Source organism: Loktanella sp. IMCC34160 (assembly GCF_004145845.1).
Taxonomy (GTDB): Bacteria; Pseudomonadota; Alphaproteobacteria; order Rhodobacterales; family Rhodobacteraceae; genus SELP01.
Window position 1 is genome coordinate 139711 of the sequence record NZ_SELP01000003.1, and the last position, 25360, is coordinate 165070.

At 65.1% G+C, this 25360-nt stretch carries 26 protein-coding genes; 7 read left to right on the plus strand and 19 right to left on the minus strand.

Features of this window, described 5'->3' with window-relative positions; genetic code table 11:
* Window positions 1–48: 48 nt before the first annotated feature.
* Together EU803_RS08860 and EU803_RS08865 are read right to left on the minus strand one after the other, a co-directional pair.
* Entirely contained in the window at window positions 49–525 is a 477-nt protein-coding gene (locus EU803_RS08860; RefSeq protein ID WP_129681918.1) for a GNAT family N-acetyltransferase, read from the minus strand.
* Entirely contained in the window at window positions 522–2198 is a 1677-nt protein-coding gene (locus tag EU803_RS08865; protein WP_129681920.1) for a peptidoglycan-binding domain-containing protein, read from the minus strand. The genes EU803_RS08860 and EU803_RS08865 overlap by 4 nt, the downstream gene beginning before the upstream one ends.
* Before the next feature lie 286 nt (window positions 2199–2484).
* Between EU803_RS08865 and EU803_RS08870 the strand changes: the two genes are divergently transcribed.
* Window positions 2485–3129: a histidine phosphatase family protein gene (locus tag EU803_RS08870; RefSeq protein WP_129681922.1), complete on the plus strand. Its 645-nt coding sequence runs from the start codon at window positions 2485–2487 to the stop codon at window positions 3127–3129.
* A gap of 12 nt (window positions 3130–3141) precedes the next feature.
* On the plus strand, window positions 3142–4191 hold the full coding sequence (locus EU803_RS08875; protein ID WP_129681924.1) for a saccharopine dehydrogenase: 1050 nt from the start codon (window positions 3142–3144) through the stop codon (window positions 4189–4191).
* A 32-nt stretch (window positions 4192–4223) separates the two neighbouring features.
* On the opposite strand, the gene EU803_RS08880 is transcribed toward EU803_RS08875, so the two are convergent.
* The 6 genes from EU803_RS08880 to EU803_RS08905 all read right to left on the minus strand — a co-directional run bounded on the left by EU803_RS08880 (window position 4224) and on the right by EU803_RS08905 (window position 9234).
* Window positions 4224–4550 carry a DUF3775 domain-containing protein gene (locus tag EU803_RS08880; RefSeq protein ID WP_129681925.1) on the minus strand — a complete coding sequence of 109 codons (327 nt, stop codon included), beginning with the start codon at window positions 4548–4550 and terminating at the stop codon, window positions 4224–4226.
* An 89-nt stretch (window positions 4551–4639) separates the two neighbouring features.
* Window positions 4640–5377: an SDR family NAD(P)-dependent oxidoreductase gene (locus EU803_RS08885; RefSeq protein ID WP_129681927.1), complete on the minus strand. Its 738-nt coding sequence runs from the start codon at window positions 5375–5377 to the stop codon at window positions 4640–4642.
* Window positions 5374–5937, minus strand: a complete 564-nt coding sequence (locus tag EU803_RS08890) for a DUF3833 domain-containing protein (RefSeq protein WP_129681929.1) — start codon at window positions 5935–5937, stop codon at window positions 5374–5376. The genes EU803_RS08885 and EU803_RS08890 overlap by 4 nt, the downstream gene beginning before the upstream one ends.
* A complete protein-coding gene (locus tag EU803_RS08895; RefSeq protein ID WP_129681931.1) occupies window positions 5934–7181 on the minus strand; it encodes an MFS transporter in 1248 nt (415 codons plus the stop codon). The genes EU803_RS08890 and EU803_RS08895 overlap by 4 nt, the downstream gene beginning before the upstream one ends.
* Window positions 7178–7936, minus strand: coding sequence for a DUF1365 domain-containing protein (locus EU803_RS08900; RefSeq protein WP_129681933.1), 759 nt, complete (start codon window positions 7934–7936; stop codon window positions 7178–7180). Before EU803_RS08900 ends, EU803_RS08895 begins: the two co-directional genes overlap by 4 nt.
* Window positions 7933–9234 (minus strand): FAD-dependent oxidoreductase, encoded by a 1302-nt coding sequence (locus tag EU803_RS08905; protein ID WP_129681935.1) that lies wholly within the window; start codon window positions 9232–9234, stop codon window positions 7933–7935. The genes EU803_RS08900 and EU803_RS08905 overlap by 4 nt, the downstream gene beginning before the upstream one ends.
* Before the next feature lie 218 nt (window positions 9235–9452).
* Between EU803_RS08905 and EU803_RS08910 the strand changes: the two genes are divergently transcribed.
* Window positions 9453–10004 carry a sigma-70 family RNA polymerase sigma factor gene (locus tag EU803_RS08910; RefSeq protein WP_207209184.1) on the plus strand — a complete coding sequence of 184 codons (552 nt, stop codon included), beginning with the start codon at window positions 9453–9455 and terminating at the stop codon, window positions 10002–10004.
* Window positions 10005–10012: 8 nt separating this feature from the next.
* Window positions 10013–10666 carry a ChrR family anti-sigma-E factor gene (locus EU803_RS08915; protein WP_129681939.1) on the plus strand — a complete coding sequence of 218 codons (654 nt, stop codon included), beginning with the start codon at window positions 10013–10015 and terminating at the stop codon, window positions 10664–10666.
* 99 nt (window positions 10667–10765) lie between these two features.
* Here EU803_RS08915 and rmuC read toward each other — a convergent pair whose 3' ends face one another.
* The 9 genes from rmuC to EU803_RS08960 form a co-directional block, all read right to left on the minus strand.
* Window positions 10766–11941 (minus strand): DNA recombination protein RmuC, encoded by a 1176-nt coding sequence (rmuC, locus tag EU803_RS08920; RefSeq protein WP_129681941.1) that lies wholly within the window; start codon window positions 11939–11941, stop codon window positions 10766–10768.
* A complete protein-coding gene (gene mutL, locus EU803_RS08925) occupies window positions 11938–13785 on the minus strand; it encodes a DNA mismatch repair endonuclease MutL (RefSeq protein WP_129681943.1) in 1848 nt (615 codons plus the stop codon). The genes rmuC and mutL overlap by 4 nt, the downstream gene beginning before the upstream one ends.
* A 41-nt stretch (window positions 13786–13826) precedes the next feature.
* Window positions 13827–15134 carry a pitrilysin family protein gene (locus EU803_RS08930; protein WP_129681945.1) on the minus strand — a complete coding sequence of 436 codons (1308 nt, stop codon included), beginning with the start codon at window positions 15132–15134 and terminating at the stop codon, window positions 13827–13829.
* Window positions 15134–16465: a pitrilysin family protein gene (locus tag EU803_RS08935; RefSeq protein ID WP_129681947.1), complete on the minus strand. Its 1332-nt coding sequence runs from the start codon at window positions 16463–16465 to the stop codon at window positions 15134–15136. The genes EU803_RS08930 and EU803_RS08935 overlap by 1 nt, the downstream gene beginning before the upstream one ends.
* 90 nt (window positions 16466–16555) lie before the next feature.
* A complete protein-coding gene (locus tag EU803_RS08940; protein WP_129681949.1) occupies window positions 16556–17068 on the minus strand; it encodes a DUF3035 domain-containing protein in 513 nt (170 codons plus the stop codon).
* Between the two features lie 64 nt (window positions 17069–17132).
* Window positions 17133–17612, minus strand: a complete 480-nt coding sequence (lspA, locus tag EU803_RS08945; RefSeq protein ID WP_129681951.1) for a signal peptidase II — start codon at window positions 17610–17612, stop codon at window positions 17133–17135.
* 19 nt (window positions 17613–17631) lie between these two features.
* Window positions 17632–19221 (minus strand): bifunctional phosphoribosylaminoimidazolecarboxamide formyltransferase/IMP cyclohydrolase, encoded by a 1590-nt coding sequence (gene purH / locus EU803_RS08950; protein ID WP_129681953.1) that lies wholly within the window; start codon window positions 19219–19221, stop codon window positions 17632–17634.
* 15 nt (window positions 19222–19236) lie between these two features.
* Window positions 19237–20949 carry a heparinase II/III family protein gene (locus tag EU803_RS08955; protein WP_129681955.1) on the minus strand — a complete coding sequence of 571 codons (1713 nt, stop codon included), beginning with the start codon at window positions 20947–20949 and terminating at the stop codon, window positions 19237–19239.
* A gap of 120 nt (window positions 20950–21069) precedes the next feature.
* On the minus strand, window positions 21070–22356 hold the full coding sequence (locus EU803_RS08960; RefSeq protein WP_129681957.1) for an RsmB/NOP family class I SAM-dependent RNA methyltransferase: 1287 nt from the start codon (window positions 22354–22356) through the stop codon (window positions 21070–21072).
* A 68-nt stretch (window positions 22357–22424) separates the two neighbouring features.
* On the opposite strand from EU803_RS08960, the gene EU803_RS08965 reads away from it, so the two are divergent.
* Window positions 22425–22601, plus strand: coding sequence for a DUF1674 domain-containing protein (locus tag EU803_RS08965; protein WP_129681959.1), 177 nt, complete (start codon window positions 22425–22427; stop codon window positions 22599–22601).
* Here the strand turns inward: EU803_RS08965 and EU803_RS08970 are convergent.
* Together EU803_RS08970 and dapB are read right to left on the minus strand one after the other, a co-directional pair.
* On the minus strand, window positions 22598–22951 hold the full coding sequence (locus tag EU803_RS08970) for a dihydrodipicolinate reductase (RefSeq protein WP_129681961.1): 354 nt from the start codon (window positions 22949–22951) through the stop codon (window positions 22598–22600). The genes EU803_RS08965 and EU803_RS08970 overlap by 4 nt on opposite strands.
* A gap of 61 nt (window positions 22952–23012) precedes the next feature.
* Window positions 23013–23825, minus strand: coding sequence for a 4-hydroxy-tetrahydrodipicolinate reductase (gene dapB, locus EU803_RS08975; RefSeq protein ID WP_129681963.1), 813 nt, complete (start codon window positions 23823–23825; stop codon window positions 23013–23015).
* A 93-nt stretch (window positions 23826–23918) separates the two neighbouring features.
* Between dapB and rbfA the strand changes: the two genes are divergently transcribed.
* Window positions 23919–24314: a 30S ribosome-binding factor RbfA gene (gene rbfA, locus EU803_RS08980; RefSeq protein WP_129681965.1), complete on the plus strand. Its 396-nt coding sequence runs from the start codon at window positions 23919–23921 to the stop codon at window positions 24312–24314.
* Between the two features lie 64 nt (window positions 24315–24378).
* A complete protein-coding gene (truB, locus tag EU803_RS08985; protein ID WP_129681967.1) occupies window positions 24379–25290 on the plus strand; it encodes a tRNA pseudouridine(55) synthase TruB in 912 nt (303 codons plus the stop codon).
* Window positions 25291–25360 lie beyond the last annotated feature (70 nt).

Here is a 25360-nt window from a genome sequence, read left to right on the forward strand (position 1 = left end):
CGGTCGGCGCGATCCTGCGAAACCGGCCCGGCGGGTGCAAGCCGAAACCTAGCCCAGGTCCTTGACCATGATCTTCCAGGTTTTGGTTTGGTCCGCGACATCGCGCAGCCCGCACCAGCCGCGCCGGGCCATCAGCCCCTGCGCCTCGGCGACCGTCGTGTGCAGCCGGGTCAGGCCAAGGCGCGCGGCCTCGGCCTCGAGCATGGCGACGATCTGGCTGGCAAGGCCGATGCCCCGGTGCCGCCCGTCGACACAGAGCCCGACCACCCAAGGCCCTTCGTCATCCAGCGCCCCGAAAGAGGTGGGTTCGACCGCGCCGCCCCCGACCGGCTGATCCCGGTCGTCAAGGACCACGATGCCGAACGGCACCTGCCCCTGACCTTTGCGCCGTTCCAGATCGGCCCGCGCATCACTGCCGCCCGAGGCGCCATAGTGGTCGGGCCAAATCTGTTCCATCAGGTCAGACAGGGGACCAATGGCATCGGGCCGTTCCGCAAGCCGCATCAGGCGGTAGTAGTGACTCATCTGCTGTCGACTCGTACGTTGTCTGCCAGAAGCCGGACCACCGTTGCCTCGTTCAGGTAGCCCGTCACGGTCAGATTGCGCGCGCGCTGGTAGCGGCGCAAGGCCCTGCGGGTGTCATCGTCAAAGCGGCCATCCACAACGCCGGGGTTCAGGCCAAGCTGGGCCAGACGCGCCTCGACCAGACGCGCGGTGATCGGGTTAAGACCAAGGCGGCGTTCGGCGGCTTCGGCGGCTTCCATGTCGGCGGCGCTGTTCTGTTGCGAGATCATCGCGTCGATCCGGGCCTGCGCCTCGTCCCGGAAGACGCCGTTGGGCCAGATTTCAAGGTAGTCGCGGTAAGAGGCGACCGTGTTGGCGGCAACGGCCCGGTCCCATGCCTGTCGGTCGTCGGCCTCTGCCGCGGCGCGGTTTTCCTCTTCGATCTGGGCAAGGCGGCTGGAGGCGACTTCGGAATAGACCCCATCCGGGTAGCGGCCAAGATAGGCGCGGTATCCGGCCTCGTCCCCCTTGGCGCCGGTTTCTTCCCAATAGGCCCGGTCGAGCCGCAGTTCTTCTTCCCGCTGGCGCTCGGCCTCGGCTTCCAGTTCGGCGGCGCGACGGGCGGCCTGCGCGTCCAGCCGGTTGATCTGCTCACGGGTCATGTAGGAGGTCTGGGAATAGCCGGTCTGCTGTTGCCAGTTGGTGATCGCCCGGCGGGTGCCCGGCCCGAATATCCCGTCGATGCCGCGCGTGTCATAGTCGAGGATGGTCAGATCCCTCTGAATCTCGCGCCGTTCGTCGCGGGTCAGGGACAGGGCCTCTTCCGATTTGCGGGCATCGCGGTTCGGTTCAGTGAGGATCTCTTCGATCATCGCCTCGGCCTCGGCGGTGTAGCGCCCGTCGGGATAGGCGGCGAGATAGGCGCGGTAGGCGTTCAGGGTGTCCGCCTCTGCCGCCGCGCGCCATGCGCTGTCTTCGCGGGATGGGTCCGTGGTGGGTTCCGGCTCTGGCGTCGGCTCTGGCTGTGCCTCGACCTCGGCGGCGGGCATCGGTGTCCATGTGGCGGGCAGGTAGCCCGAGGCGCGGATCGCCGTCCAATCCTGCAACTCCTCGGCCAGGTCGAGGCCCGGCGAGACAAGCGCGTCTTCTGCGAAGTCGGCCACGTCGCGTGGCAGCCCGCGCAGCACGGTCACCCCTTGGGGGATGTCCAGATCGCCGATCCCAATCCGAAGCCATGGGTCAAGGTCCGGGCCGGACAGGCTGCTTGGCCCAAGGACCAGAATGGCCTGACCGGGGGTCTGGGCCAGAACCTGAAGCAGGCTGTCGACCGATACCCCGGCCGCGTCAACATTCATCAGGCCGGGGGCGTCGGCATCTGCGGTCAGGAACCACGTCCGCGCCCCGTCGGTCGCGAAGTGACCGGACAGAAGCACGACGATCCGATCCGCTTCGGCGCTGGTATCGACGAACTCTGCCACCGCCTCGGCCGTGGGGCCGGACCGGCCGTTGCGCAGGGCCGAAACCGCAAACCCAAGATCCTCCAGCCCGGCGCGGGCCTGAAGCAGATCGTCGGCGCGCGAAACGCGGTCCAGCCGTTCGTATCGTTCAGACCCGAGGATCAGCGCGGCGTCCTCTGCCAGCGCGGGCGAGGCGAGAAGGGCGAATAGCGAGGCGGAACACAAAGCATGACGCATGACGGGGCCTTTCCTGACTACGGTGTCTGGTTCATGACGCCTGCCCACGGGCAGTTATACAATAGCAGCGCCGATCGGACCCGCGAACCGGCGTATTAGCGCCCATTCCGGATTCACGAAAGATTCAGGAAGATCGTGGATTGTCAGCCGGTGTGATTGCGATTTCCGGCCCCCATCCGGCCGGCTGTTTCCCCCCCCCGGGGATCAGTCTCCGGGGGGCTTACCACAGCCGGTTGTCTTTCCGCTCCGCCTCCCCTAGGCCTTGGGGACAGACAAAGGGGGCGATATGGGCACGGTCACATTGGTCCGGCACGGGCAGGCAAACTCCACGGCGACGGACGAACATTCCTATGACCGGTTGTCGCCGCTTGGGTTCCAGCAGGCGGAATGGCTGGGCGATTGGCTACGCGATCAGGGCGAACAGTTCGACAGCGTCCTGTGCGGCACGCTGACCCGCCATGAACAGACCGCGGCTGCGATGGGGTTTCCTGATCCGGTAACGGACCCGCGCCTGAACGAGCTGGATTATTTCAATCTGTCCGACGCGCTGGAACAGGTGCATGGCATCCCGCGCCCCGATGGCGAAGGGTTCGCCGAACATATCCCGGTTCTGATGGAGGCCTGGCACCGCGCCGAGATCATGGGAAACGAAAGCTTTGACGCCTTTGAGACCCGCGTTGCTGCCGTGTTGCAAGAGGCCGCGCAGCCGGGCCGCCATGTTCTTTGCGTGACCTCGGGCGGGGTGATCGGGATGATCCTGCGCCACCTTCTGGACCTTGATCCGCGCCGGATGGCCCATGTCCTTTTGCCGATCCATAATACCTCGCTGCACCGGGTACATGTGACCCCGGTCGGGCCGATCCTTGCCGGGTTCAACGCCACCCCGCATCTTGATCCGGCGGACCGCATCCACGCCCGCACCCATTTCTGAAGGACCGATACAATGCTGCATCTTTGGGTTCGCGCCGAACAGCGGCCAAACGAGGAACGGGTCGGGCTGACCCCAGAGGGCGCGGGCACCCTGATTGCCGCCGGGTTTCGCGTGACGGTCGAGAACAGCCGCCAGCGGATGATCGAATTGGACGGCTACACGGCGGCAGGTTGCGAGATCGCGCCGGAAGGTGGGTGGACCGAAGCCCCGGCGGATGCCGTGATTTTCGGCCTGAAGGAACTGCCCGAAGATGGCACGCCCCTACGCCACACCCACATCATGTTTGGCCACGCCTACAAGGGCCAGCCCGCAGGGCAGCGCTTGCTGGCCCGGTTCAAGGCTGGGGGCGGGACGCTTCTGGACCTTGAATACCTGACCCATGCGGATGGGCGGCGGGTGGCGGCATTCGGCTATTGGGCCGGGTTCGCGGGGGCCGCGCTTTCGGCGCTGGACTGGGCGGCACAGGCCGGGGGCGGGCAGCTTGGCCCGGTGTCGACCTATGCCAGCGCAGAGGCCCTGACCGACGACGTGCGCCGGGCGCTGGATGCGGGCGGCGACAGGCCCGCCGCATTGGTGATCGGGGCGCTGGGGCGCGTCGGCGCCGGGGCGTCGGACCTGTGCAGTGCCGTCGGGATCGACGTGACGAAATGGGATATGGCTGAAACCGCCCATGGCGGCCCCTTCCCCGAGGTGCTGGAGCATGGGATCTTCCTGAACTGCATCCTTGCCCGGCCCGGAACCCCGGTGTTTGTCCCCGCCGATGCAAAAACCTCGGCCCGCGCCCTGCGCGTGATCGGGGATATTGCCTGTGACCCGGACAGCGAATTTTCCCCGATCAAGGTCTATGACCGGGCGACCGACTGGCAGGCTCCGGTGTTGCGGGTGCAGGATAATCCGGTGCTGGACGTCATGGCGATCGACAACCTGCCGTCGCTTCTGCCGCGCGAAAGTTCAGAGGATTTCGCGGGGCAGCTTTTGCCGCATCTTCTGGCACTTGGAACCGACCCGGATGGGGTTTGGGCGCGGGCAAGGGCGGAATTCGCGGCGCACCTTCCGGGCTAGAGCGTCATGCTTCAGGCAATTCGCCTGGCGCTCTAGCCGCCGCGATACAGCTCGTCTTCCTCGTCCGAGGCAGAGATGCCCAGCGCATCAAGCCCGCTTTCGAGGTGGTCGGCCAGATGCGGCGACCCTTTGAGGTATTCGGCGGTCGGCGTCGTCGCCTCGGCCTGAGCGGTCCGATAGGCGTCGGCGTATTCCTCGGGTTCGAAACTGCCGCGTCCGATCCAGAACACCGCAACCAGCGCCGCCTGCTCTTCCTCGTTCAGCCGGTCGATGAAGGCGTCCATCTCGGCCTCGGCGCGGCCCAACTCGCGGGCCATGATGATGACCTCGGCCACCTTGTCTGCGGAAATATGGATCATCGCTCTTGCTCCGGATCTGTCTGTGGTTGAGGGCAGACTGACAGGGGTATCATGCGCCCGCCTTGATCCTGCGCAAAGTCATTTTCGCGTCAGCGCGCGCCGAACAGCCGGTAGTAGGCCCAGTCGGGCAGGAACTGCGACAGGCGGAAGACCCATGAAAACAGCATTGGGAAAGACCGTTTGAAGGCGTCCGAATTCATCAGCTCGAACATTTCCTGTGCCGCTTCTTCCGGGGTCATGATGAAGGGCATCCGGAATTCGTTCTTGTCGGTCAGCCGGGTCTTGATGAAGCCGGGGTTAGCCAGCTGCACGCGGATCGACGTCTTGCGCAGGTCCGCCTGCATGGATTCGCCCAGCGCCATCAGCCCCGCCTTGGACGCGGAATAGCCGATGGCCCCCGGCAGCCCGCGAAAGCCCGACAGCGACCCGGTCAGCACGATATGCCCCTGCCCCCGGTCGATCATCCCGGGCAGGACCGCGCCCACCGCGCGGATGCCGCCCAGAAAGTTGATCTCGGCCATCGCCTCGGCCTGTTCGGGGTTCCAGTCCTGCGCGGCCATGGGCCAATAGACCCCGGCAAGGTAGATCATGCCGTCGATCGGTCCGATGTCCTGCGCGACCTGTTCGACCGCCTGACGGTCGGTGACGTCCACGGCCACGGCCCGCGCCTTGCCCGGCAGTTCGGCCACCAGCGCATCAAGCCGTTCCTGTGACCGGGCCGAGACGATCACCTCGGCCCCTGCCCGGCTGAGCGTCATGGCAAGCGCGCGGCCCAGCCCCTCGCTCGCCCCGATCAGCCAATAGCGTTTCCCCTGCCACTCCATCAGGCGACCGCCCTTGGCCGCATGGTGGCGACCAGTTCCGCCACCTTGATCCCGAATTTTCGGAACTGGCTGCGGTTGATGATGTGCCCGTTCGGCGCAAGATAGAGCCAGTCGGTGACGTTCAGGACATGGCCCCCGGCCTCTTCCGGCAGGCGGATGCGATAGCGCAGCAGGACCGATGCGCCTTCCTGCTGGCCGTGGCCGGTGCCGACAAGGTCCGGCGCCTCGGCCCGGATCGACCCGTCATTGCCAAGGGTCAGGGTCCATTCCCTGTCCTGCGTCATGCCGGTTGCATAGCGGAAGGCCTCAGTCATGCGGCCGGTGTTGCCTGTCCATGTGGCATCCATTTCAGCGACAAATCGCGAGGTGACCCGACCGGTCGGTCCGTAGATCACGCCTTCGCAGTCCATCGGGCCGTTCAGGACCTGCCGGATGTCGAAGGCCGGTTCGCTGCCCGCGTAATCGCTGGGCTTTTGCGCCACGAAGGAAAGGCTGCGTTGCGCAAGAAGGACGAGGGCAAGAACGAGGCCCGCGCCGAAGATGAAACCGAGTGTCGGCGTCATGGAGTATCCTCCAGTCTGGTGGCCAGGAGAAGTCCGATGGCCAGGAGTTTGAGCAAGGACGGCACAAGGGCGTAGAGCACCGTCAGAAGGGTAAGGGCCGCGTCAGGCTGAGCCGGTGCCCCCGCCTGAAACCCGGACCATTCGAGAAGCGGCAGCAAGGCCACCGCCGCAAAAGCGAGCGTGAACTTGTTGACCAGAGACCAAAGCCCGAACCCCTGCCCCCCTTGAGGAGAGATCGCGGCCATCCGACGGGCGAAGGCGGCGGGAAGCAGGGTCAGGTCGGCCCCGATGGTCGCCCCCGACAGGACACAGATCAGGGCAAAGACGGGCGCATCACCCGGCCCAAGAAGCAGCGTGCCCCCGAAACTGGCAATCGCTAACCCCATGGCCGAGAGAAGCACGGGGCGCGTGCCGAAGGTCTGGGCCAGCCGCGACCACAGGGGGGCGGACAGGGCCGCCGAGAGGAAGAACAGCACCAGAAGAGGGCCTTCCCAGCCGGGCGCGTCTAGCCTGCTTTCGACGAAGAACAGGAACAGGGTCGAAGAGACGGCCACCGGGGTGGCGTTGATCAACGCCAGAAGCAGAAGCCGCCGGGCCAGCGGGTCGGACAGGATCGTGCCAATCGGGGTCGGGTCGTGGTGCAGATCGTCGGCCCATTCCGGCGCCATCAGGATTGCGGCAACCGCGGTTACGGCGGCAAAGCCAAGCGCAAAGGCGCCGAAGGGGTTGTCGGTCAGGCCGATCAGAAGCGTCGGTGCAATGGCAGCAAGGCAGATGCCCAGAAGCGCGCCGCTTTCCCGCCAAGCCGCGAGTTGCACATGGCCGCCGGGCAGGTGGGCGGCCTTGGTCACGCCACGGGCATAGAAATTGATCGACAGAAAGCTGAAGGCAGTGAACAGCCCGGTGATCGTCAGGCCGAACCACAAAAGCGGGCCAAGCGGCGGGCTGTCCGCAAACAGCCCCAGCATCGACAGGGCGAGGACCCCGGCGGCAAACGCCATGACCAGCCCCCGCGCGCCGCGCAACCGTTCGCTGATCCAGCCAAGGACCGGGTCCTGCACAACGTCGAACAACCGCAGTCCGAACAGCACCGCGCCAAGCGCAACAAGGCTAACCCCGTGGGTTTCGGCAAAGAATTTCGGCGCGTAGATGTAGATGGGCAGCCCGGCCCCCGACAGGACCGCGCCGAAAAGCGCATAGGCCGGCAGCCGGCCGGGCTGCCCATATGCGGCCTGAACAGTCACTGGCTGACGTCCTGTTTCGGGGGTTCAGGCCGGGTCCGGTAGACCGCCCCTTTCCACCAGAGTTTCAGGGCCTGCCAATGGATCAGCGCCAGAACCCGCCGCGACCCGAAGGGCCGCCGCAACAGGCTGCGCAGGATCGACAGGGTCGAGACAGGCACCCGCTGACCGGTCAGCGTGGCGACCAGCCCGCCGTTCCCGGCAAGATAGTCAATGCGGATGTCGATCCGGTCGTCGTCGATCCGGAACCGGAAGGCATAGTCGCCGGTCACGTCCTGAAATGGCGAGACGTGAAAGATCTTGCGGGCGCTGACGGTTTCGTCCCAGTCCAGCGGGCGCAGATCGTCGTGGTGACACAGGTAGGAATGCCGGTCGCCAAAGGTGTTCGTCACTTCGGCGATCACCGCGCGCAGGGTGCCGCCCGCATCATGGCAGAGCCAGAAACTGACCGGGTTGAACACATGCCCGAGGATGCGCGGCTGCGCGAGGAGGAGGAGCGGGCCGGGAAGGTCCAGCCCCCGGTCCGACAGGACCTGCCGCACCCAGGCGGGACCCGTGCCCTGCCCCGGCGCACCACCATGGTCCAAGTCCCACAGCGACATCAGGTTGCGCCCGTTCCGCGAGAACAGAAGCGGCGTTCTCAACGCCGCCTCTGCATCCAGCAGGACATAGTCGAGCGAGTAGCGGAACGCGTTCTTCGTTCCGCCGCGTCGCCCGTGATAGGTCTGGGCCGCGATATGATCGACCGTTGCCATCATTCCGCTGCCAGCTTCATCCCTTCGACCGCGTTCAGGGCGGTGACCACATCGACCGCGCTGGACAGGCCGTCCTCGTGGAAGCCGTTCTTCATCCAGGCCCCGCAGAACCACGTCCGGTTCGACCCGTTCATCGCCACGGCCTTGCGCTGCGCCTCAAGCGCGGCATGGTCATAGACGGGATGCCGGAAGGTCGCCTGATCCCAGATCAGGTCTTCGCGGATCGGGTGAGTCGTGTTCAGCGTCACGAAATAATCGGTGCCGCCCCTTAGCCACGGCTGAAGCGAATTCATCCAGTAGGTCAGGTCGATCCGGTCCTTCTGCTGGCCCTGTGTCTCGGTATAGACCCAGGACGACCAGACCTGACGCCGTTTCGGCATGACCGAAATGTCGGAATGCAGGATCGCGGTGTTGGGTTGGTAGCGGATGTTGGACAGCACGTCGCGTTCCTGCGGCGTGGCGTCCGACAGCATCGACAGCGTATCGTCGGAATGGGTCGCCATAACGACCTCGTCGAACAGCTCCCACTCGCCGCCCTGTGCACGGGCCTCGACCCCCTGCGGGCCGCGCCGGACGCCTGCGACCGGCGCGGACAGGCGGATATCGACCCCCTGTTTTTCCATGGCGTTGGCGAGCCGCGAGACATAGGCCACCGAGCCGCCCTCGACCGTGAACCACTGGTGCTGCCCGGTGTGGTGCAGAAGCGCGTGATTTTCGAAGAAGGTCATCATGGCATGGGCCGGGAATTCCATGATCTTCTCGACCGGAGTGGACCAGATCGCGCCCGAGATCGGCAAAAGGTAGTAATTGCGGAACCAGTCCCCCATGCCCAGCTTGTCCATCAGTTGCCCGATGGTCAGCGACGGATCACGGGAGGCGTCAAGCGCGTTGGCGTTGAAGTGGAACAGGTCGCGGACCATACGCAGGAACTGCGGTCGGGCCAGATTGCGCCGCTGCGCGAAAAGTGCGCCAAGGCTGGCCAGCCCGTATTCGACCCGCCCGCCGTCGATCGAGGCACCGAAAGACATGTCGGATTCCACGACCGGCACATCCAGATCTTCGAACAGCTTAGTCAGGTGCGGATAGTTGGCATAGTTGAAGACGATGAACCCGGTATCAACCGGATCGGTGCCATAGGGCCCGGCCATCCGGGTCCGGGCATGCCCGCCCAGCCGATGTTCGGATTCAAACAGCACCACCCGATGGTCCTGTGCCAGAAGATGGGCCGCGCCCATCCCCGAGATTCCCCCGCCGATTACCGCGATCTTTCGGGGCAGTCCCCGGCTTGCTTCAAATGGCATTGTCTGTCCGTCTCCGCCGTGTTCGTTGTTGCTGGAAGGGATACGCGGGACAGCGCCGACCGGATGGAAAGTTTTTCGCTGATCCAGTTTCATCCACCGGACGTAATAGGTTTATGTTCATCGAAACCTTGGCGGATCCAAAAGATGATGCAGCCCCCACGGCACCTGCGTATGCTGGGGCGGGGCTGGTATTGAACGGGACCCGGATCGGGGCAGGAATGAACGAAGAAGCAGTGTCTAAACGTGCGGAATGGGTGGCGGAAATTGCGGCCATCCGGGACCATGCGGATCAGGCGGCCTTTGCCGCGGTGTTCCGGCATTTCGCCCCGCGCGTGAAGGCATTCTTGATGAAGTCCGGGGCCAGCCCCGACATGGCAGAGGAATGTACGCAGGATGTGATGGCGACCCTGTGGCGCAAGGCGGGCCTGTTCGATCCGGCGAAAGCGAGCGTATCGACATGGATCTTCACGATCGCCCGGAACCGCCAGATCGACATGATCCGCAAGCAGCGCCGGCCAGAGCCGGAAGAGCTTGACTGGGGGCCGGAACCGGAACCGGATCAGGACGACGCCATCGCCCTGCAACAGGAAACGGAACAACTGGGCGCGGCCCTTCAGGCCCTGCCCGAAAAACAGAGAATACTGATCGAACGCGCCTATTTCGGTGATCTGAGCCACAGCGAGATTGCAGAAGAAACCGGCCTGCCACTGGGCACGATCAAATCGAGGATTAGATTGGCGCTTGAACGGTTGCGCCATCAGATGCGGTGAACGAGACAATGACGACACAGATCAAACATCATCTGACCGATGCCCTCTTGATGGGCTATGCCGCGGGCACATTGCCCGAGGGCTTTTCGCTGGTCGTGGCCACCCATGTGTCGCTGTGCGACGACTGCCGGGCGCGTCTGGCGGAATACGAGGCGCTGGGCGGCGAGGTGATGATGGACGCGGGCGAGGCCGAATTGACCGACGGCAGCCTTGAGGCGACGCTGGCCCTGATCGCGGGAATGCCCGCCGCCGCCCCGGTGCGCAAGGCTGCCCGGACGGCTGGCATTTTCCCTGCCCCGCTGCGCGACTATGTCGGTGGCGACAAGGATGCTGTGCGCTGGCGCCGGGTGGGCGGTGGCGTTAGGCAGATGGTCCTGAAGACCGATGGCGCATCCACCGTTCGCCTGTTGCATATCCCGGCGGGTGTTGCGGTGCCCGACCACGGCCACAGCGGCACCGAACTGACGCTTGTGCTGCAAGGCGCGTTCCGCGATGAAACCGCGCGCTTCGGCGTGGGGGACATCGAAGTTGCGAACGATGATCTGGAACATACACCCGTTGCGGAGCCAGGTGAGGATTGCATCTGCCTTGCTGCGACGGACGCGCCCTTGCGGTTCAATGGCCTGTTGCCCCGCATCGCGCAGCGGTTCGTCGGGATCTAAGGCGCTTTCGGTTTCTGACCAGAATTTAGGATCGGTTTTCTGCGTTCGAGCCGGAGGCGAGGGGCCGCGAAAACAGATTCATCGCAAGCCGTAAGCGCCCTAGGTGTCGCTGCGGGCCAACGGCACGACCCGCGCGGTGTCGTCATCCGGGGCCAGTTCTTCGAAATCGAAATTGTCGAGCCGCTTGGCCCGCCGCCCGGCCTTGTCGGCGCTGATCTTGATATCGGCGATATCCTTGGCCGCCTGCCCGAAATGCCGGTCAAGGTTTTCGACCCGGGTGCCCAACCGGTCCACATCCGAATACAACAGCGCCAGTTCCTTGCGGATCGCGCCGGCCTGTTCGCGCATCCGCGCGTCTTTCAGGATTGCCCGCATGGTGTTCAGCGTGGCCATGCAGGTTGTCGGCGACACGATCCAGACCCGCGCGGCAAAGCCTTCGCGCACCAGCTCAGGGAAGTTGGCGTGCAGTTCGGCATAGACCGCCTCGGACGGGAGGAACATCAGCGCGCCGTCGGCGGTCTCGCCTTCGATGATGTAGCGGTCGGATATGGCCTTGATGTGGGTCTTGACCGCTGTCCGCAATTGCCGCGCGGCCTCGTTCAGCTCCCAATCGGTCTTGGCTTTGCGTAGCCGTTCATAGGGTTCCAGCGGGAATTTGCTGTCGATCACGATGGGACCCGGCGGGTTGGGCAGGTGGATCAGGCAGTCGGCCCGTTTGCCATTGGAGAGGGTGTGTTGCAGCGAATAGCTGTCCGACGGCAGGGCCTTGGACACGATATCGTTCAGCTGGATTTCACCGAACGCGCCGCGCGTCTGCTTGTTAGACAGAATGTCCTGAAGCGACAGCACATCGCCGGACAGCTTGGTGATGTTTTCCTGCGCCTTGTCGATGGTCTTGAGCCGCTGCTGCAATTCCCCAAGGCTTTGGGCAGTGTTGCGGGCGGAGGACGACAGGTTCAGGTTCATCGCTTCCGACACCGCCGACAGCCGCTGCTCCATGAGTTGCAAGGTCTTGGCCTGCTGCTGGGCCTGCGCCTCGGTCACGGAATTCAGGCCGCCGAACAATTGCTGCTGCCCGTCCGACAGCATCTGCACCCGCTGCGTCACCCCACCCATCTGGCTGGCGAGCATCTGTGCCATCATCGCCGATTGCCCCGCCCGCCGGACCGACACAATCAGAAGGATCATGGCGAACAGCGCAAGGGCGCCTGCACCAAGGGTCAACAGAACCGCCGGGTCGGACAAGGAATAGCTGGTTTCGCCAATCTGGATCATGTGCGCCCGAACAGTCTTTCGATATCCGACAGTTTCAATTCGACATAGGTTGGTCGCCCGTGGTTGCACTGGCCGGAGTGGGGCGTGGCCTCCATCTCGCGCAGAAGGGCGTTCATCTCTTCGCCGCGCATCCGCCGGCCCGACCGGATCGACCCGTGGCAGGCAACGCGGGACAGGATCGCCTCGATCCGGGCCTGAAGGGTGCTGCTGTCACCAAGGTCCGCTAGTTCGTCAAGGATGTCGCGGATCATCGCGCCGGCGTTCACCTCTCCCAGGATCGCGGGGGTTTCGCGCACGGCGACGGCCCCGCCGCCAAAGGGTTCGATGGTCAGGCCAAGGCGGGACAGGTCATCCGCCACCTCCAGCAGCCGCGCGGCATCGCCCGATGCCAGTTCCACGATTTCGGGGATCAGAAGCGCCTGTGCTGCGACCCCGTTCTCGGCCATCTGCCGTTTCAGTTTCTCATAGACCAGACGTTCGTGGGCGGCGTGCTGGTCGACGATGACCATGCCGGTTTCGGTCTGGGCGATGATGTAGTTTTCGTGGACCTGCGCGCGGGCCGCGCCAAGCGGCAGCGCCTCTGCCGGGGTTTCGACCGGGTCGATCTCTGGTTCCACGCGGGCCGAAGGCATGGACATTTCGGCAAAGCCGGGGCCCATCGGGGCCGGGGTCTGCATCTGGTAGGACAGGCTACGCGCGTTTTGCGAGGGACGGTCCATCTGGTAGATGCGCGCGGGGCCTGACGGTTCCGGGCGCATCGCCCCGAGCGTGGCCGAGGCCACGGTGGACGAGGCCCGGTGCCCCGCATTGGCCAGCGCGTGCCGGACACCCGAGACCAGCAGCCCGCGCACCACGCCGGGTTCGCGGAACCGGACCTCGGACTTTGCGGGGTGGACGTTCACATCGACCAGTTGCGGGTCGCAATCGACGAACAGCGCCGCCGCCGGGTGCCTGTCGCGGCTGAGGAAATCCATATAGGCGCCGCGCAGGGCGCCCAGCAGAAGCTTGTCCTTGACCGGCCGGCCGTTCACGAACAGGAACTGCGCGACAGCCGATCCGCGCGAATAGGTCGGCAATGCGGCATAGCCGGTCAGGCGGAACCCCTCCCGTTCCGCGTCGATAGGAACCGCGTTTTCGGCAAAGTCGCGGCCCAGAACCTGCCCAAGCCGACCATGCAGCGCGTCGAACATATCGCCGGTTTCGGCATCGGCCCGGAACAGGGTGCGGCTATCCCCGCCGGAGGCGTCGCGCAGGGTGAAGGTAATGAAGGGTTCGGCCATTGCCAGCCGCTTGACCACATCGGTGACGGCCTGGGTTTCGGCGCGGTCGGTGCGCAGGAACTTCAGCCGCGCGGGGGTGGCATAAAACAGGTCCTTCAGTTCGACCACGGTGCCGGCCGACAGGGCAGCGGGGCGGACCGGGTCCGTCCGTCCGCCCGCGACGGCGATCATGGCCGCGTCTTCGCCGGGGATGCGGCTGGTGATGGAAAGGCGGCCGACGGCGCCGAGCGAGGGCAAAGCCTCGCCCCGGAAACCGAAGGAATGGATGTTCAGAAGGTCCGACCCGTCGATCTTGGAGGTGGCGTGGCGGGACAGGGCCAGCGGAAGGTCCTCGGCGGCGATGCCACAGCCATTGTCGGTAACCCGGATCAGGGTCTTTCCGCCGTCGGCGATGGTCACCTCGATCCGGGTTGCCCCGGCGTCGATGGCGTTTTCCACCAGTTCCTTGACCGCGCTGGCCGGACGTTCCACGACCTCGCCCGCCGCGATCCGGTTGATCGCGGCCTCGTCCAACTGGCGAATGACGGGGCGATTTGCGCTTATCTTGGGGTCAGGAATGGCCATTCCACAAGGGATAGCACGGCCATGTCCGATTCTGCGAGGGGCTATTGCGTGCTTTCAAGGCCCACAGGCTGTCCCACGATGGTGAAATGCAGCGCCTCGGGCCGCAGGTATTCGGCGGCAACGCGGTTCACGTCCTCAAGCGTCACCGCGTTGATGTAGTCGTTGCGGTGGATGACGTAGTCGGTCGGCAACCCCTGCACCTGCATCCCCACCATGATCGAGGCAATCGGCCCGTTCCCATCGAACCGCAGCGGGTAGGCCCCGGTCAGATAGGTCTTGGCGGCATCCAGCTGGTCCTGCGTGATCCCCTCCTCGGCGATCCGCTGCCATTCGGCCTGCACCAGCACGACGGTGTCGGCCATCCGGTCGTTGGCCGAGGCGACAGAGCCAAGCCACATTTCGGTGTGATCCTTGGGCACGAGATAGGTGTAGATCCCATAGGTCAGGCCGCGTTTCTCGCGGACCTCCTCCATCAGGATCGACTGGGGACCATTGCCGCCAAGAATGGTGTTCAGAATATAGGCGGCGAAGAAATCTTCGTCGTCGCGTTCCATCCCGGAATGGCCGAACAGGGCGACGGATTGCGGCGTGTCGTAGGGGACAACGGTGATCCCGCCGGTCAGGCCAAAATCGACCCGGTCGGGCAGCGGTGCGCCACCTTCGGGCAGGTCGCCCAGCAGCGTGTCGATCAGCGCGCCCAGATCTTCGGCGGTGATATCGCCCACCGCGGAGACCATCGCCCGGTCGCGGACGAGCACATTGCGGTGCGCATCGAACATGTCGTCGCGGGTCAGGCCGGTGACCGTTTCGACCGTGCCGCTGTCGGCTGTGCCATAGGGGTGATCGCCAAAAGCTGCGCTGTAGAAGGCCCGCCCGGCAATCCGGTTGGGGTTCTTTTCGTCCGACGCGATGCCGGATAGAACCTGCGCCCGGACCCGGTCCAGCGCGTCCTGATCGAAGCGCGGATCGACCAGCGCCTGCCGCAGAAGGTCTACTGCCTGATCCCGGTTTTCCGTCAGGAATCGAGCCGACACGGTCAGCCCGTCATCGTAGACATCGAATTCGTAGCTGGCGGCGAGCGCCTCGCGCGCGGATTGGAAGGCGCGGGCATCCATGTCGCCCGACCCTTCCTCGATCAGGCCGGTCATCAGGTTGGTGGCCCCGCGCTTGCCGGGCAGGTCCAGCGCGCTGCCGCCGTCGAAATGAATCTCGATGGCGACGAAGGGGATGGAATGTTCCTCGACCAGCCAGGCGTCGATGCCGCCGGGAGAGGTGATTTCCTGGATTTCCACTTCGGCCCGGGCGGTTGAGGCGAGGGCAAGAAACAGGGCAAATGCGAAACGGAACATCACAGGGCCTCCTCTTCGCTGGGGACGATCCAGCCGGTAACGGATTGCCGCCGCTGCAAGACCTTTTCGGCGACCGCCTTCACGTCTTCGGCGCTGACCGCTTGCAGGATGCCGGGCCAGGCCTGAACGTCTTCGATGGTCAGCCCCTGAGTGAGCGCCGCGCCGTAGCGCCGAGCGATCCCTTCGACATCATCCAGCGCGTAAATCTCGGAGGCGCGAAGCTGGGTCCTGATCCGCTCCATCTGGTCAAGGTCGATAGGATTTGCGAGGAAATCGGCGATCACCTGATCCATCGCGGCCTCGGCCTCGGACAGGGTGACACCTTCGGCGGGGACGACGGTGACGTTGAAGGTCGTGTCGTCAAGGCTCATCGCGTCGTAGCCCGCGCCAGAATAGACCGCCGTCTGGCTGTCGAATTGCAGCGCGACCCCAAGGGCAGAGGTGAAGGGCGAGCCGCCCAGAAGTTCGGACAGGTAGACCAGCGCGGCGGCGTCCTCTTGCGCACCGGCGTCCCGTTCCGGGGCAAGGTAGCTGCGGGTCAGATAGGGCTGGGACACGCGCGGATCGACATAGGTCAGCCGCCTTTCGGCGGTCTGCGGCGGCTCCTCTGGCCGGAACCTCTCAGGCAGGTGTTCTTCGGGCGGGATGACGCCATAGTAGGTTTCGGCAAGGGTCAGAACCTCCTGCGGTTCCACGTCGCCGGCGACCACGAGGATCGCGTTGTTGGGCGAATAATAGAGATCGTAGAAGGACAGCGCGTCTTGCATATCAAGGCTTTCCATCTCGTGCTTCCAGCCGATGATGGGAAGGCCATAGCGATGGTTCAGATATTGCGCCGCGCGGAGTTGCTCGCGGGCCAGCGCACCGGCGTTGTTTTCCGTGCGCTGGTTGCGTTCCTCAAGGATCACGTTGCGTTCGGTGACGATGTCCTCTTCGGTCAGACGCAGATTGTTCATCCGGTCCGCTTCCATCCGCATCATCAGTTCCAGACGGTCGGCGGCGACCCGCTGGAAATAGGCGGTGTAGTCATAGCTGGTGAAGGCGTTGTCGCTGCCCCCATTGGCGGCCACGACCTCGGAAAGCTCGCCGGATTCCATCGTATCGGTCGCCTTGAACAGGAGGTGTTCAAGGAAATGCGCAACCCCCGACGACCCCGGCGGTTCATCGGCCGATCCGCTGCGATACCAGACCATGTGCACCACGACCGGGGCGCGGTGGTCTTCGATCACGACCACATCCATCCCATTGTCGAGGGTGAAGGTTGTGACCTCTTCGCCAGTGGCGGCAAGTGGCGCGGCAGCCAGGCAAAGCGCGGCGATCAGTCGGCGCATTGGCGATCCTCCCAAAGCGGTTATTCCGTCCGGATCAACCTACGGCGCGTTTCCGGGGTATCAAGCCCCGATCCCGGTGTTGTGAGCGGATCAGTTGGCCGGTGGGGCCGATGGCACCTGCACGCCAAGGTTCCGGAAGCGGATGAATTCGGCGTAGGCGTCCAGCGCCATTCCGGCATAGGCGGCGAAATAGCGGTCCACCCGGCCCATCCCGAAGGCCGACAGGCGGCCCCGGCGACGGCGGAACGCTTCATCCTCGGCGGCAAGGGTTTCGCGGATCGCGGGATCGGTGCCGTAACGATTGACCGCGCCGATCAGCCCGGCATCGGCGGCGGGAATGCCACCGGCCCGACCGGCAGCCTGATTGCCGCCCAAGGCAGCAATCCCGTCGCCCAACGGGTTCGGGTCGGTCCGGTTGGTGCCGCCCGGCGTTGGCTGCGGCAGCGTGCTGACCGTTTCAGGCATTTCCAGCGGACGCGCAGGCAGAATCGAAAATTCGTCAGGACCACCGCCGGGGTTGTCCAACTGCCGCAAGCCCCTGTCGCCGCCGCCACAGGCGGCGAGCGTCAAAAGTGCCAGAACTGCCAGTATTGTCCCGCGCATCGGTTCCCCTTCCGGTCGTTCCGCCAATCTTTAACCGCTGTTTTGCCGGTCGTCACGCGGGTTGTTACCCTTTGGCGGGCTTTGCCTTGTCCGACCCGCCACCGAAGACGACAAGGCCGAGCGCCCCGACGAAGATCGCGATATCTGCGATGTTGAAGGCATAGGGGTTTTCGATGCCGCAGCAGGACATGTTCAGGAAATCGGCCACCGCGCCGTAAAGCACCCTGTCGATCACATTGCCCAGCGCCCCGCCAACCAGCAGGCCCGCCGACAGATCCATCCACCGGCTGCCGCCTTCCTTGCGGACCCACCAAAGGACGAACAGGCTGACCACGATTGCGATGGCGATCAGAATCCAGCGCATGTCGAGCCCGGAAAACAGGCCAAAGTTGACCCCCCGGTTCCACGCCATGCGAAATTCCAGATAGCCGGGCCAGACCACAATCCGTTGCAGGGTGAACAGGTCCATCCCATGCACCACGACGTATTTGGACAGCTGGTCCGCGAGGAAGACCCAGAAGCTGGTCCAGAGTGTCAGGCGCATGGGCGGTCCTTTCGTCAGGTCAGTGCCGGAAGTGGCGCATGCCGGTAAAGACCATGGCAAGACCGGCTTCGTCGGCGGCGGCGATCACCTCGTCGTCGCGCATCGACCCGCCCGGCTGGATCACGCAGGTTGCCCCGGCAGCGGCCGCTTCCATCAGCCCGTCAGGGAAGGGAAAGAACGCGTCGGACGCCACGGCGGAGCCGATGGTCAACGGTTGCGGGAGGCCCAGCGCCTCGGCCATGCGTTCCGCCTTTTTCGCGGCGATCAGGGCGCTGTCGACCCGGCTCATCTGGCCCGCGCCGACGCCGACGGTGGCCCCGTCCTTCACATAGACGATGGCGTTGGATTTAACGTGTTTGGCGACTTTCCAGGCGAAAAGAAGGTCGGCCATCTGCTCGGGCGTCGGAGCCTTTTTCGTGACCACCTTCAGATCGTCCAGCGCGATATGGCCATTGTCCTTGTCCTGCACCAGCAGACCGCCCGCGACCTGACGATAGGTCAGCCCGCCGGATTTGGGATCGGGCAGGCCATCGGTGGTCAGAAGGCGCAGATTCTTTTTCGCGGCGAAAATTTCGCGGGCCTCGTCCGAGGCGCCGGGGGCGATCACGACCTCGGTAAAGATGCCGGTGATTTCGCGCGCGGTGTCGGCATCCAGCGGCTGGTTCAGGGCGACGATGCCGCCGAACGCGCTGGTCCGGTCACAGTCGAAGGCCGCCTTGTAGGCCTCCAGAAGGGTCGCGCCGGTGGCGACACCGCAGGGGTTGGCGTGCTTGATGATCGCGCAGGCGGCCCCATCGGCGGGGTCGAATTCGGCGACCAGTTCAAAGGCGGCGTCGGTGTCGTTGATGTTGTTGTAGGACAGTTCCTTGCCCTGATGCTGGGTCGCGGTGGCCACGCCCTGCCGCCCGCTGCCATCGGTGTAGAAGGCCGCCGACTGGTGCGGGTTTTCGCCATAGCGCAGCCCCTGCGCCAGTGTCCCGGCAAAGGCGCGGCGGCGCGGCGTGGATTGGCCAATCGCGCCCGCCATCCAGCTGGAGACGGCCGCGTCATAGGCGGCGGTGCGGGCATAGGCGGTTTGCGCGAGGGTCTGACGGAAGGCATAGGTCGTCTGCCCGTCGTTCGCGGCCAGTTCGGCCAGCAGCGCGCTGTATTCCTCGACATCCACGACCACGTTCACGAAGGCGTGGTTCTTGGCCGCGGCGCGGATCATCGCGGGGCCGCCGATGTCGATGTTTTCGATGCAGTCGTCATAGGCCGCGCCCTTGGCGACGGTCGCTTCGAACGGGTAGAGGTTCACCACCAGCAGGTCGATGCCGCCGATGTCATGGGTTTCCATCGCGGCGCGGTGGTCGGCATTGTCACGCAGCGCCAGAAGGCCGCCATGCACCTTGGGGTGCAGCGTCTTGACCCGCCCGTCCATCATTTCCGGAAAGCCCGTCACATCGGCCACGTCCCGCACGGCAAGCCCTGCGTCGCGCAGCGCCTTGGCAGAGCCGCCGGTGGACAGAAGTTCGACACCGCGGTCGGCAAGCGCCCGGGCCAGGTCGATCAGCCCGGTCTTGTCAGAAACGGAAAGCAGTGCGCGGCGGATGGGCTGCAGGTCGGTCATCGGGTCCCCCGGAAATCAGTCTTGATCCTTGTCCGCGATGCCATCCTCGACAAAGTCGCGTAGTGCGGTCGGCGTTTCCTGCGCCTTGGCCAGCGACCAGCGGACGCGCGTCGCATAGGACATTGCGCGCCCGGTTAAAACCACTTGTTGTGTCGCACGCGGCTTCAATCGCCCGTTTTCAAGGTAAACTGACGGTTCAAGGCGCATTTCGGAAACTCCGTCATGCCGGAAGACCCAGATCTCGCCGCTTTTGAGGGTCAGGCTGATTGCTGCCCCGCCCAGATCCACGTTCGCGTCGACCTCGGGGTGGAGGTGAAACCGGACGGAATAGGGGATGCCATCCAGCCCCTCGCGGTCCATCGCGCGGTCGAACCGGGCCTTGTCCCCATCGCTGAGCGTGGTGATCAGATCCTCGCCGACCAGCCCGCGCCCATCCCATGTCAGGTCCAGCGTGCGGGCATGGGTCAGCCCATGGGTCTTGCGATAGCCGTCGTGGCCCAGTTCCAGCCGCATCCCGTCATCAAGATCGGAGGGTTCGAACTGCACCTCTTGCGGCTGGTCGACAAGAAGTTCCTGCCGCAACCCGTTCAACCGGCTGGGCACCCCGAGTCGGGAGGAGGAGTAGCCATCCAGCGCCAATGTCGAATGGCTGGCCGTGGCCCGCCCGGCCCGGCGCCATTCCGGCCCAAAGGCGCGGCCCGAACCGCAGTTGACGATGACCGACCGGCGCCCCGAAGTCAGTTCAAAGGCCAGCGTCGAGGCGTGGGCGTCATAGGAGGCCTCGCCCGACGGTGGCGGCGCGGCGTCCACGATGACGCTGGTCCGACCCGCCTGCATCCGGGCGAACCCCATGCGCCGGCCGGGTCCGGCGGTGTCGCTTATCCCGGATTCGGACAGGGCCTGATCCAGCCGCCCTTCGATCCCGCGCCCGCCGCCGTGGAACCGAGCAAGCCCGCCATCGGAATGGCGCAGGAACCGCAGTGTCGGCGCGATCCGGGCCAAGGCGGCCTCCAGTTCCTCGGGGACGGCGTGTTCGGATTCGTCCAATGCCTGCCGCGCCCATGTGAACAGGGTAAAGACCTCCAGCAGCTCTTCCGGGTTGCGGGTGGGAATGCCGCCTTCGGCATCCACCTGCGCCTTGCAATCGCGGGCCAGCGCCCGCACCGCCGGGGCGACATGGTCGCCCATCCCTTCCAGCGACAGCCCTGCATAGATCATGCCGGTCAGCGCCTCGACCCGGGGCAGTCCGGGCCGGGCGGCGGTCCAACGCCGGGACAGAAACAACGCCTGCCGCGCAAGCGACCGGTAGTAGATGTCCGACGCGGCCTTGTCCCGGCCGCGCAGAAGAAAGAAGCCGTGGTTGATCCAGCGGATCAGACGCCGCCCGGTCAGTTCCGGGGTCCAGCCGGGGCCGCTGCCGTTGCCGAAGCGGTTTATCCAGTCATAGACCCAGGCCTGCGCCTTGCCCCGTGCCTTGGCATCTCCGACGGCGGCAAGATCATCCAGCCAGGTGCAGCCCTGAAGTTCTTCGACGATATGGGGTTCGTCCTGCCCGATGTCCCAGATGGAGCTGTCGGGCGCTTCGAACAGATGGCCGGAGAACAGGAAATTCCCGGCAGTCAGCTGTCGCCCACGGGCATAGCGCCCGATGGATCGTGGCTCAGGCTGGGAAACGAATCCGGTGGGAACACGGGCGCGCGCGGCAAGACGTGCATGCAGACGATGCATGAAACGCTTTCGGCGGAAAGCCCATGTCTGATCCTTGGCCACTGGGGTGCCCTGCCTGTGTTGCGCGTGAAGGTCGCGTCTTGTTTTCGTGCGGCAGCATAGGGCCAATCTTGGGCCAAGTCACGCGGGCTTTCGCAAGAGCGCCATATAGAACCCGTCCATGCCACCCAGTTCGGGCCAGTAGTCGGGGCGCAGGCGCAGCCCGCCTTCTTCGGTGATCCATGCCGGATCGACCCCAAGCGCGCCGGTGTCGATGGCCTCGACCGTCAGGCCCGGATGCCGCGACAGGGCCTCTTCCACCTGCACCTCGCCTTCGTCGGGCAGAAGCGAGCAGGTGCAGAACATCAGCCGCCCGCCCGGTTTCAACAGGTTCAGCGCGTGGTCGATCAGCGCCTCTTGCTGGTCGATCAGGGCGCCGAATTCGGACCCGTCCTTGGCCCGGGGCAGGTCAGGATGGCGGCGGATGGTGCCAGTGGCGGAACAGGGCGCGTCCAAGAGGATCGCGTCCCAGCCCTCTTCGTCAAAGTCAAAGGCGTCGGCCACGACTGTGCGGGCACCAAGGCCGGTGCGGGCAAGGTTCTGCCCGACCCGCGCCATCCGGCCGTCCGACACATCGACAGCGGTCACATCCGCGCCTGCTGCGGCCAATTGCATGGTCTTGCCGCCCGGCGCGGCGCAAAGGTCGAGCACCTTTTCACCCGGTGTTACCTTCAGAATACGGGCCGGAAGCGCGGCGGCAGCGTCCTGCACCCACCAGTCGCCGGCGTCATAGCCGGGAAGCTGCGAGACCTGCCCGGCGTCGGACAACCGGACAGAGCCAGTTGGCAGGACGGTTCCGCCCAGTTGCGCGGCAAGGGGTTCCGCGTCGCCCTTGGCGGTCAGGTCCAGGGCTGCCCCTTTGTAATGCGCCTCTTCCATCGCGGCGACGGTCGGCTTGCCCCATGCGGCAATCATCGGATCGCGCAGCCAATCGGGCAGGCGCGGGGTGGGCAGCCTGTCCCATGCGCCGGGCCGTTCCTCGGCCACCTTGCGCAGGACCGCGTTGACCAGCCCCTTCATGCCCCGGTGTTTCGGGTCGCGGCCGATGATTTCGACGCAGGCATTGACGACCCCATGCGGTGCCTCGCCAAAGGCCCAGATTTCCACGGTCCCCATACGCAGCGCGTTGCGCACCGGCAGCGGCGGGCGTTTGGCCATGAAGGGTTTCAGCATCCGGTCGGCCCGGTCCAGCGCCCGCAGCGTTTCCATCGCGATCCGCTGGGCACGGGCGCGGTCCTGCGGGTCCAGCCGCGCCAGCGCTCCGGCCCCGATCAATTCCGGCAAAAGGCGGCCCTCGCCGGTTACTGCGTCGATCAGTTGATAGGCCGCATAGCGCGGCGCAAGGCCGGATTTGTCGGGCTTGGTCATCGGGGTCCTCTTGAGATATTGCCCAAGGCCCGTATATCACCAAAGGCAATCCCACAAGGAAACGCGCCATGTCCGAGCCGAAGAAAGACCTGCCCGCCGCCGCCGTTCGTGCCCTGCAAGAGGCCGAAGAGCGCCGCAAGGCTGCCAAGGCGGAGGAACTGCCGACGGAATTGGGTGGCCGCGACGGGCCGGAACCGGTGCGGTTCGGCGATTGGGAGAAGAAGGGGATCGCGGTCGATTTCTAGCGCAGACGGAAGGTCGCGCTGTCCCCTGCCCCCTGATCGACGGTAAAGCGCATCTCGGACCCGTCGCGCACCTCGACCAATTGGCAGTTATAGTCGATGGGCATCCCGGACCAGTCCATCTCGCGGCAGAAGAAGCCGTCTTTCCAGTCCCATGTTCCGGTCACTTCCCAACGCACGGCGGTGCCTTCGATCGTCCCGTCCGGTTCGACATTCAGGGTAATGCCAAGGACGCCAAGGCGAAGGTCACGATCCTGCACATAGGACAGAAAGGTTTCGCGGTCCGTGATCGGGACGAATCCATCGGCCAGAGACGTTGTCGGAAGAAGGAGGGCAAAGAGAAGCGTACGCATGACAAGGTTCCGTTGTTTCGGAAATCTTGCCTGTTACGGACAAATGGCCCGGCCGGATCACTCAGGACAGGCCAAGCACGTCCATCATGTCGTATTCGCCCGGCTTCTTCCCCTGCCCCCACAGCGCGGCCTTGAGCGCGCCGCGCGCGAAAATCGCCCGGTCGGTGGCCACGTGCCGCAGCACGATCCGTTCGCCCGGCGCGGCGAAGAGGACGTCATGTTCGCCCACGATGTCGCCGCCCCGGATGGCGGTAAACCCGATGTCGCCCCGCTTGCGCGCGCCCGTGATCCCGTCACGGCCGCTATCCTTCACATCGTCAAGCGACACGCCGCGCCCTTCGGCGGCGGCCTCGCCCAGCATCAGCGCGGTGCCCGAGGGGGCATCGACCTTCTTGTTGTGGTGCGCCTCGATCACTTCGATGTCGAAATCCTCGTCCAGCGCGGCGGCGACCTTTTTCGTCAGTTGCACCAGAAGGTTCACGCCCAGCGACATGTTTCCGGCACGGACGATCGTCGCGTGGCGGGCGGCGGCGGAAATCGCGGCAAGGTCGGCATTGGACAGGCCGGTAGTGCCGATCACGTGCACGGCGCGGGCCTGCGCGGCCAGACCGGCGAATTCGACGGTTGCGGCGGGGGCGGTGAAATCAATGATCGCCTGCGCGCTGGCAAAGGCGTCCAGCGGGTCGTCAGAGACGGTCACGCCGACGGGCTGTCCGCCCATCGCCTCGCCCACGTCGCGGCCGATCCAGGCGTGGCCTTCGCGTTCGAGCACGCCGACCAGTTTGCAGGCGTCCGATGCCAGAACGGTCTGGATGAGCATCTGCCCCATCCGGCCAGATCCGCCGGTGATCACGATTCCGGGTATGTCGGTCATGCGTTGCCCCTTGGCCTTGCGACTGCGTTGGTTCTTGCCTGCACATCAAAGCGCCGCTTGGCAAGGGGGCGGATGCCCCTTATGTGCAGGCCCATGGCAAAGAACCGTTCCTTTCAGGGCGCCGGCCCGTCGAACCGGCAACTTCGCGTGGGCGAATTGATCCGCCGGGCGCTGTCCGACCTGTTGATGCGGGGCGAGGTCCATGACCCCGACCTGCAACGCATGTCCATCACCGTGGGCGAGGTCCGGGTCACCCCCGACTTGCGCCAGGCCCGTGTCTTCGTCCTGCCGCTGGGCGGCAAGGGCAAGGACGAGGCGATGGAGGCCCTGAACCGCAACAAGGGCGAGATCCGCCGTCTTGTCACCCGCGAGATCAAGATGAAGCATTCGCCGGACCTCGCGTTCTTCCCGGATGAAACCTTTGACCAGATGGACGAGACCCGCCGCCTGCTGTCCGAGGACCGGGTGCGCAAGGATCTTGAGGACTAGGTCCGGTTGACCGCCCCGCCTGCGCCCTTTAGCAGGCCCCTTCCAGAATTGATGCGAGGCACAGATGGGCAAGCGCAAGGGACGTGACATTTCCGGCTGGCTGGTCGTGGACAAGCCGGCGGGGATCACTTCGACCGCCGTTGTGAACAAGGTCCGCTGGGCCTTTGGCGCCCAGAAAGCCGGGCATGCCGGGACGCTGGACCCGGAGGCGACCGGGGTTCTTGCCGTGGCGCTGGGCGAGGCGACAAAGACCGTGCCCTATATCACCGACAGCCTGAAAGCCTATGAATTCACGGTCCGCCTTGGCGCGGCCACCAATACCGACGACGCCGAGGGCGAAGTGATCGCCACCTCGGACGCCCGCCCCACGGATGACGAGATCAAGGCCGCGCTTTCGGGGTTCATTGGCGACATCATGCAGGTTCCGCCGAAGTTTTCAGCGGTGAAGATCGACGGGGAACGCGCCTATAAGCGGGCCCGCGACGACGAGGACTTTGAAATCGCCGCCCGGCCCCTTTGGGTCGAGGAACTGCTGTTGGTCGACCGACCGGACGCGGATCATGTCGTTCTGGAAATGACCTGTGGCAAGGGTGGCTATGTCCGGTCCATCGCCCGCGATCTGGGTGCGGGGCTGGGCTGCTACGGCCATGTCCTGAAGCTGCGCCGGATCTGGTCCGGCCCGTTCGAGGCGAAGGACGGGATCGACCTTGAGACGGTCGAAAAGCTGGCGAAAGACCCGGCGCTGGACGCCTACCTGCGTCCGCTGGAAGAGGGGCTTGCCGATCTGCCCGAGGTCCACTGCCCGCCCGAGAGCCTTGGCCGACTGCTGAACGGCAACCCGGCGATGGTGATCGCCCAGGACGTCGACTATGGCGAGGAATGCTGGGCCAGTCATGATGGTCAGGCGGTCGCGGTCGGTGTCTTCAAGGCGGGCGAACTGCATCCCGCCCGCGTTTTCAACACCGCGAAATCCTAATTCTCAAAGGCGACCCATTTCGCAGCTGCGGCGAATTTTTGCCATTGTAGCGCTAACTATAACGATTTAG

What these genes read in the sequence shown, in the direction of transcription:
- EU803_RS08860 (WP_129681918.1), bottom strand. Translation starts at nt 525, where the DNA reads ATGAGTCACTACTACCGCCTGATGCGGCTTGCGGAACGGCCCGATGCC.
- EU803_RS08865 (WP_129681920.1), bottom strand. Translation starts at nt 2,198, where the DNA reads ATGCGTCATGCTTTGTGTTCCGCCTCGCTATTCGCCCTTCTCGCCTCG.
- EU803_RS08870 (WP_129681922.1), top strand. Translation starts at nt 2,485, where the DNA reads ATGGGCACGGTCACATTGGTCCGGCACGGGCAGGCAAACTCCACGGCG.
- EU803_RS08875 (WP_129681924.1), top strand. Translation starts at nt 3,142, where the DNA reads ATGCTGCATCTTTGGGTTCGCGCCGAACAGCGGCCAAACGAGGAACGG.
- EU803_RS08880 (WP_129681925.1), bottom strand. Translation starts at nt 4,550, where the DNA reads ATGATCCATATTTCCGCAGACAAGGTGGCCGAGGTCATCATCATGGCC.
- EU803_RS08890 (WP_129681929.1), bottom strand. Translation starts at nt 5,937, where the DNA reads ATGACGCCGACACTCGGTTTCATCTTCGGCGCGGGCCTCGTTCTTGCC.
- EU803_RS08900 (WP_129681933.1), bottom strand. Translation starts at nt 7,936, where the DNA reads ATGATGGCAACGGTCGATCATATCGCGGCCCAGACCTATCACGGGCGA.
- EU803_RS08905 (WP_129681935.1), bottom strand. Translation starts at nt 9,234, where the DNA reads ATGCCATTTGAAGCAAGCCGGGGACTGCCCCGAAAGATCGCGGTAATC.
- EU803_RS08910 (WP_207209184.1), top strand. Translation starts at nt 9,453, where the DNA reads ATGAACGAAGAAGCAGTGTCTAAACGTGCGGAATGGGTGGCGGAAATT.
- EU803_RS08915 (WP_129681939.1), top strand. Translation starts at nt 10,013, where the DNA reads ATGACGACACAGATCAAACATCATCTGACCGATGCCCTCTTGATGGGC.
- rmuC (WP_129681941.1), bottom strand. Translation starts at nt 11,941, where the DNA reads ATGATCCAGATTGGCGAAACCAGCTATTCCTTGTCCGACCCGGCGGTT.
- mutL (WP_129681943.1), bottom strand. Translation starts at nt 13,785, where the DNA reads ATGGCCATTCCTGACCCCAAGATAAGCGCAAATCGCCCCGTCATTCGC.
- EU803_RS08930 (WP_129681945.1), bottom strand. Translation starts at nt 15,134, where the DNA reads ATGTTCCGTTTCGCATTTGCCCTGTTTCTTGCCCTCGCCTCAACCGCC.
- EU803_RS08935 (WP_129681947.1), bottom strand. Translation starts at nt 16,465, where the DNA reads ATGCGCCGACTGATCGCCGCGCTTTGCCTGGCTGCCGCGCCACTTGCC.
- EU803_RS08940 (WP_129681949.1), bottom strand. Translation starts at nt 17,068, where the DNA reads ATGCGCGGGACAATACTGGCAGTTCTGGCACTTTTGACGCTCGCCGCC.
- lspA (WP_129681951.1), bottom strand. Translation starts at nt 17,612, where the DNA reads ATGCGCCTGACACTCTGGACCAGCTTCTGGGTCTTCCTCGCGGACCAG.
- purH (WP_129681953.1), bottom strand. Translation starts at nt 19,221, where the DNA reads ATGACCGACCTGCAGCCCATCCGCCGCGCACTGCTTTCCGTTTCTGAC.
- EU803_RS08955 (WP_129681955.1), bottom strand. Translation starts at nt 20,949, where the DNA reads ATGCATCGTCTGCATGCACGTCTTGCCGCGCGCGCCCGTGTTCCCACC.
- EU803_RS08960 (WP_129681957.1), bottom strand. Translation starts at nt 22,356, where the DNA reads ATGACCAAGCCCGACAAATCCGGCCTTGCGCCGCGCTATGCGGCCTAT.
- EU803_RS08965 (WP_129681959.1), top strand. Translation starts at nt 22,425, where the DNA reads ATGTCCGAGCCGAAGAAAGACCTGCCCGCCGCCGCCGTTCGTGCCCTG.
- EU803_RS08970 (WP_129681961.1), bottom strand. Translation starts at nt 22,951, where the DNA reads ATGCGTACGCTTCTCTTTGCCCTCCTTCTTCCGACAACGTCTCTGGCC.
- dapB (WP_129681963.1), bottom strand. Translation starts at nt 23,825, where the DNA reads ATGACCGACATACCCGGAATCGTGATCACCGGCGGATCTGGCCGGATG.
- rbfA (WP_129681965.1), top strand. Translation starts at nt 23,919, where the DNA reads ATGGCAAAGAACCGTTCCTTTCAGGGCGCCGGCCCGTCGAACCGGCAA.
- truB (WP_129681967.1), top strand. Translation starts at nt 24,379, where the DNA reads ATGGGCAAGCGCAAGGGACGTGACATTTCCGGCTGGCTGGTCGTGGAC.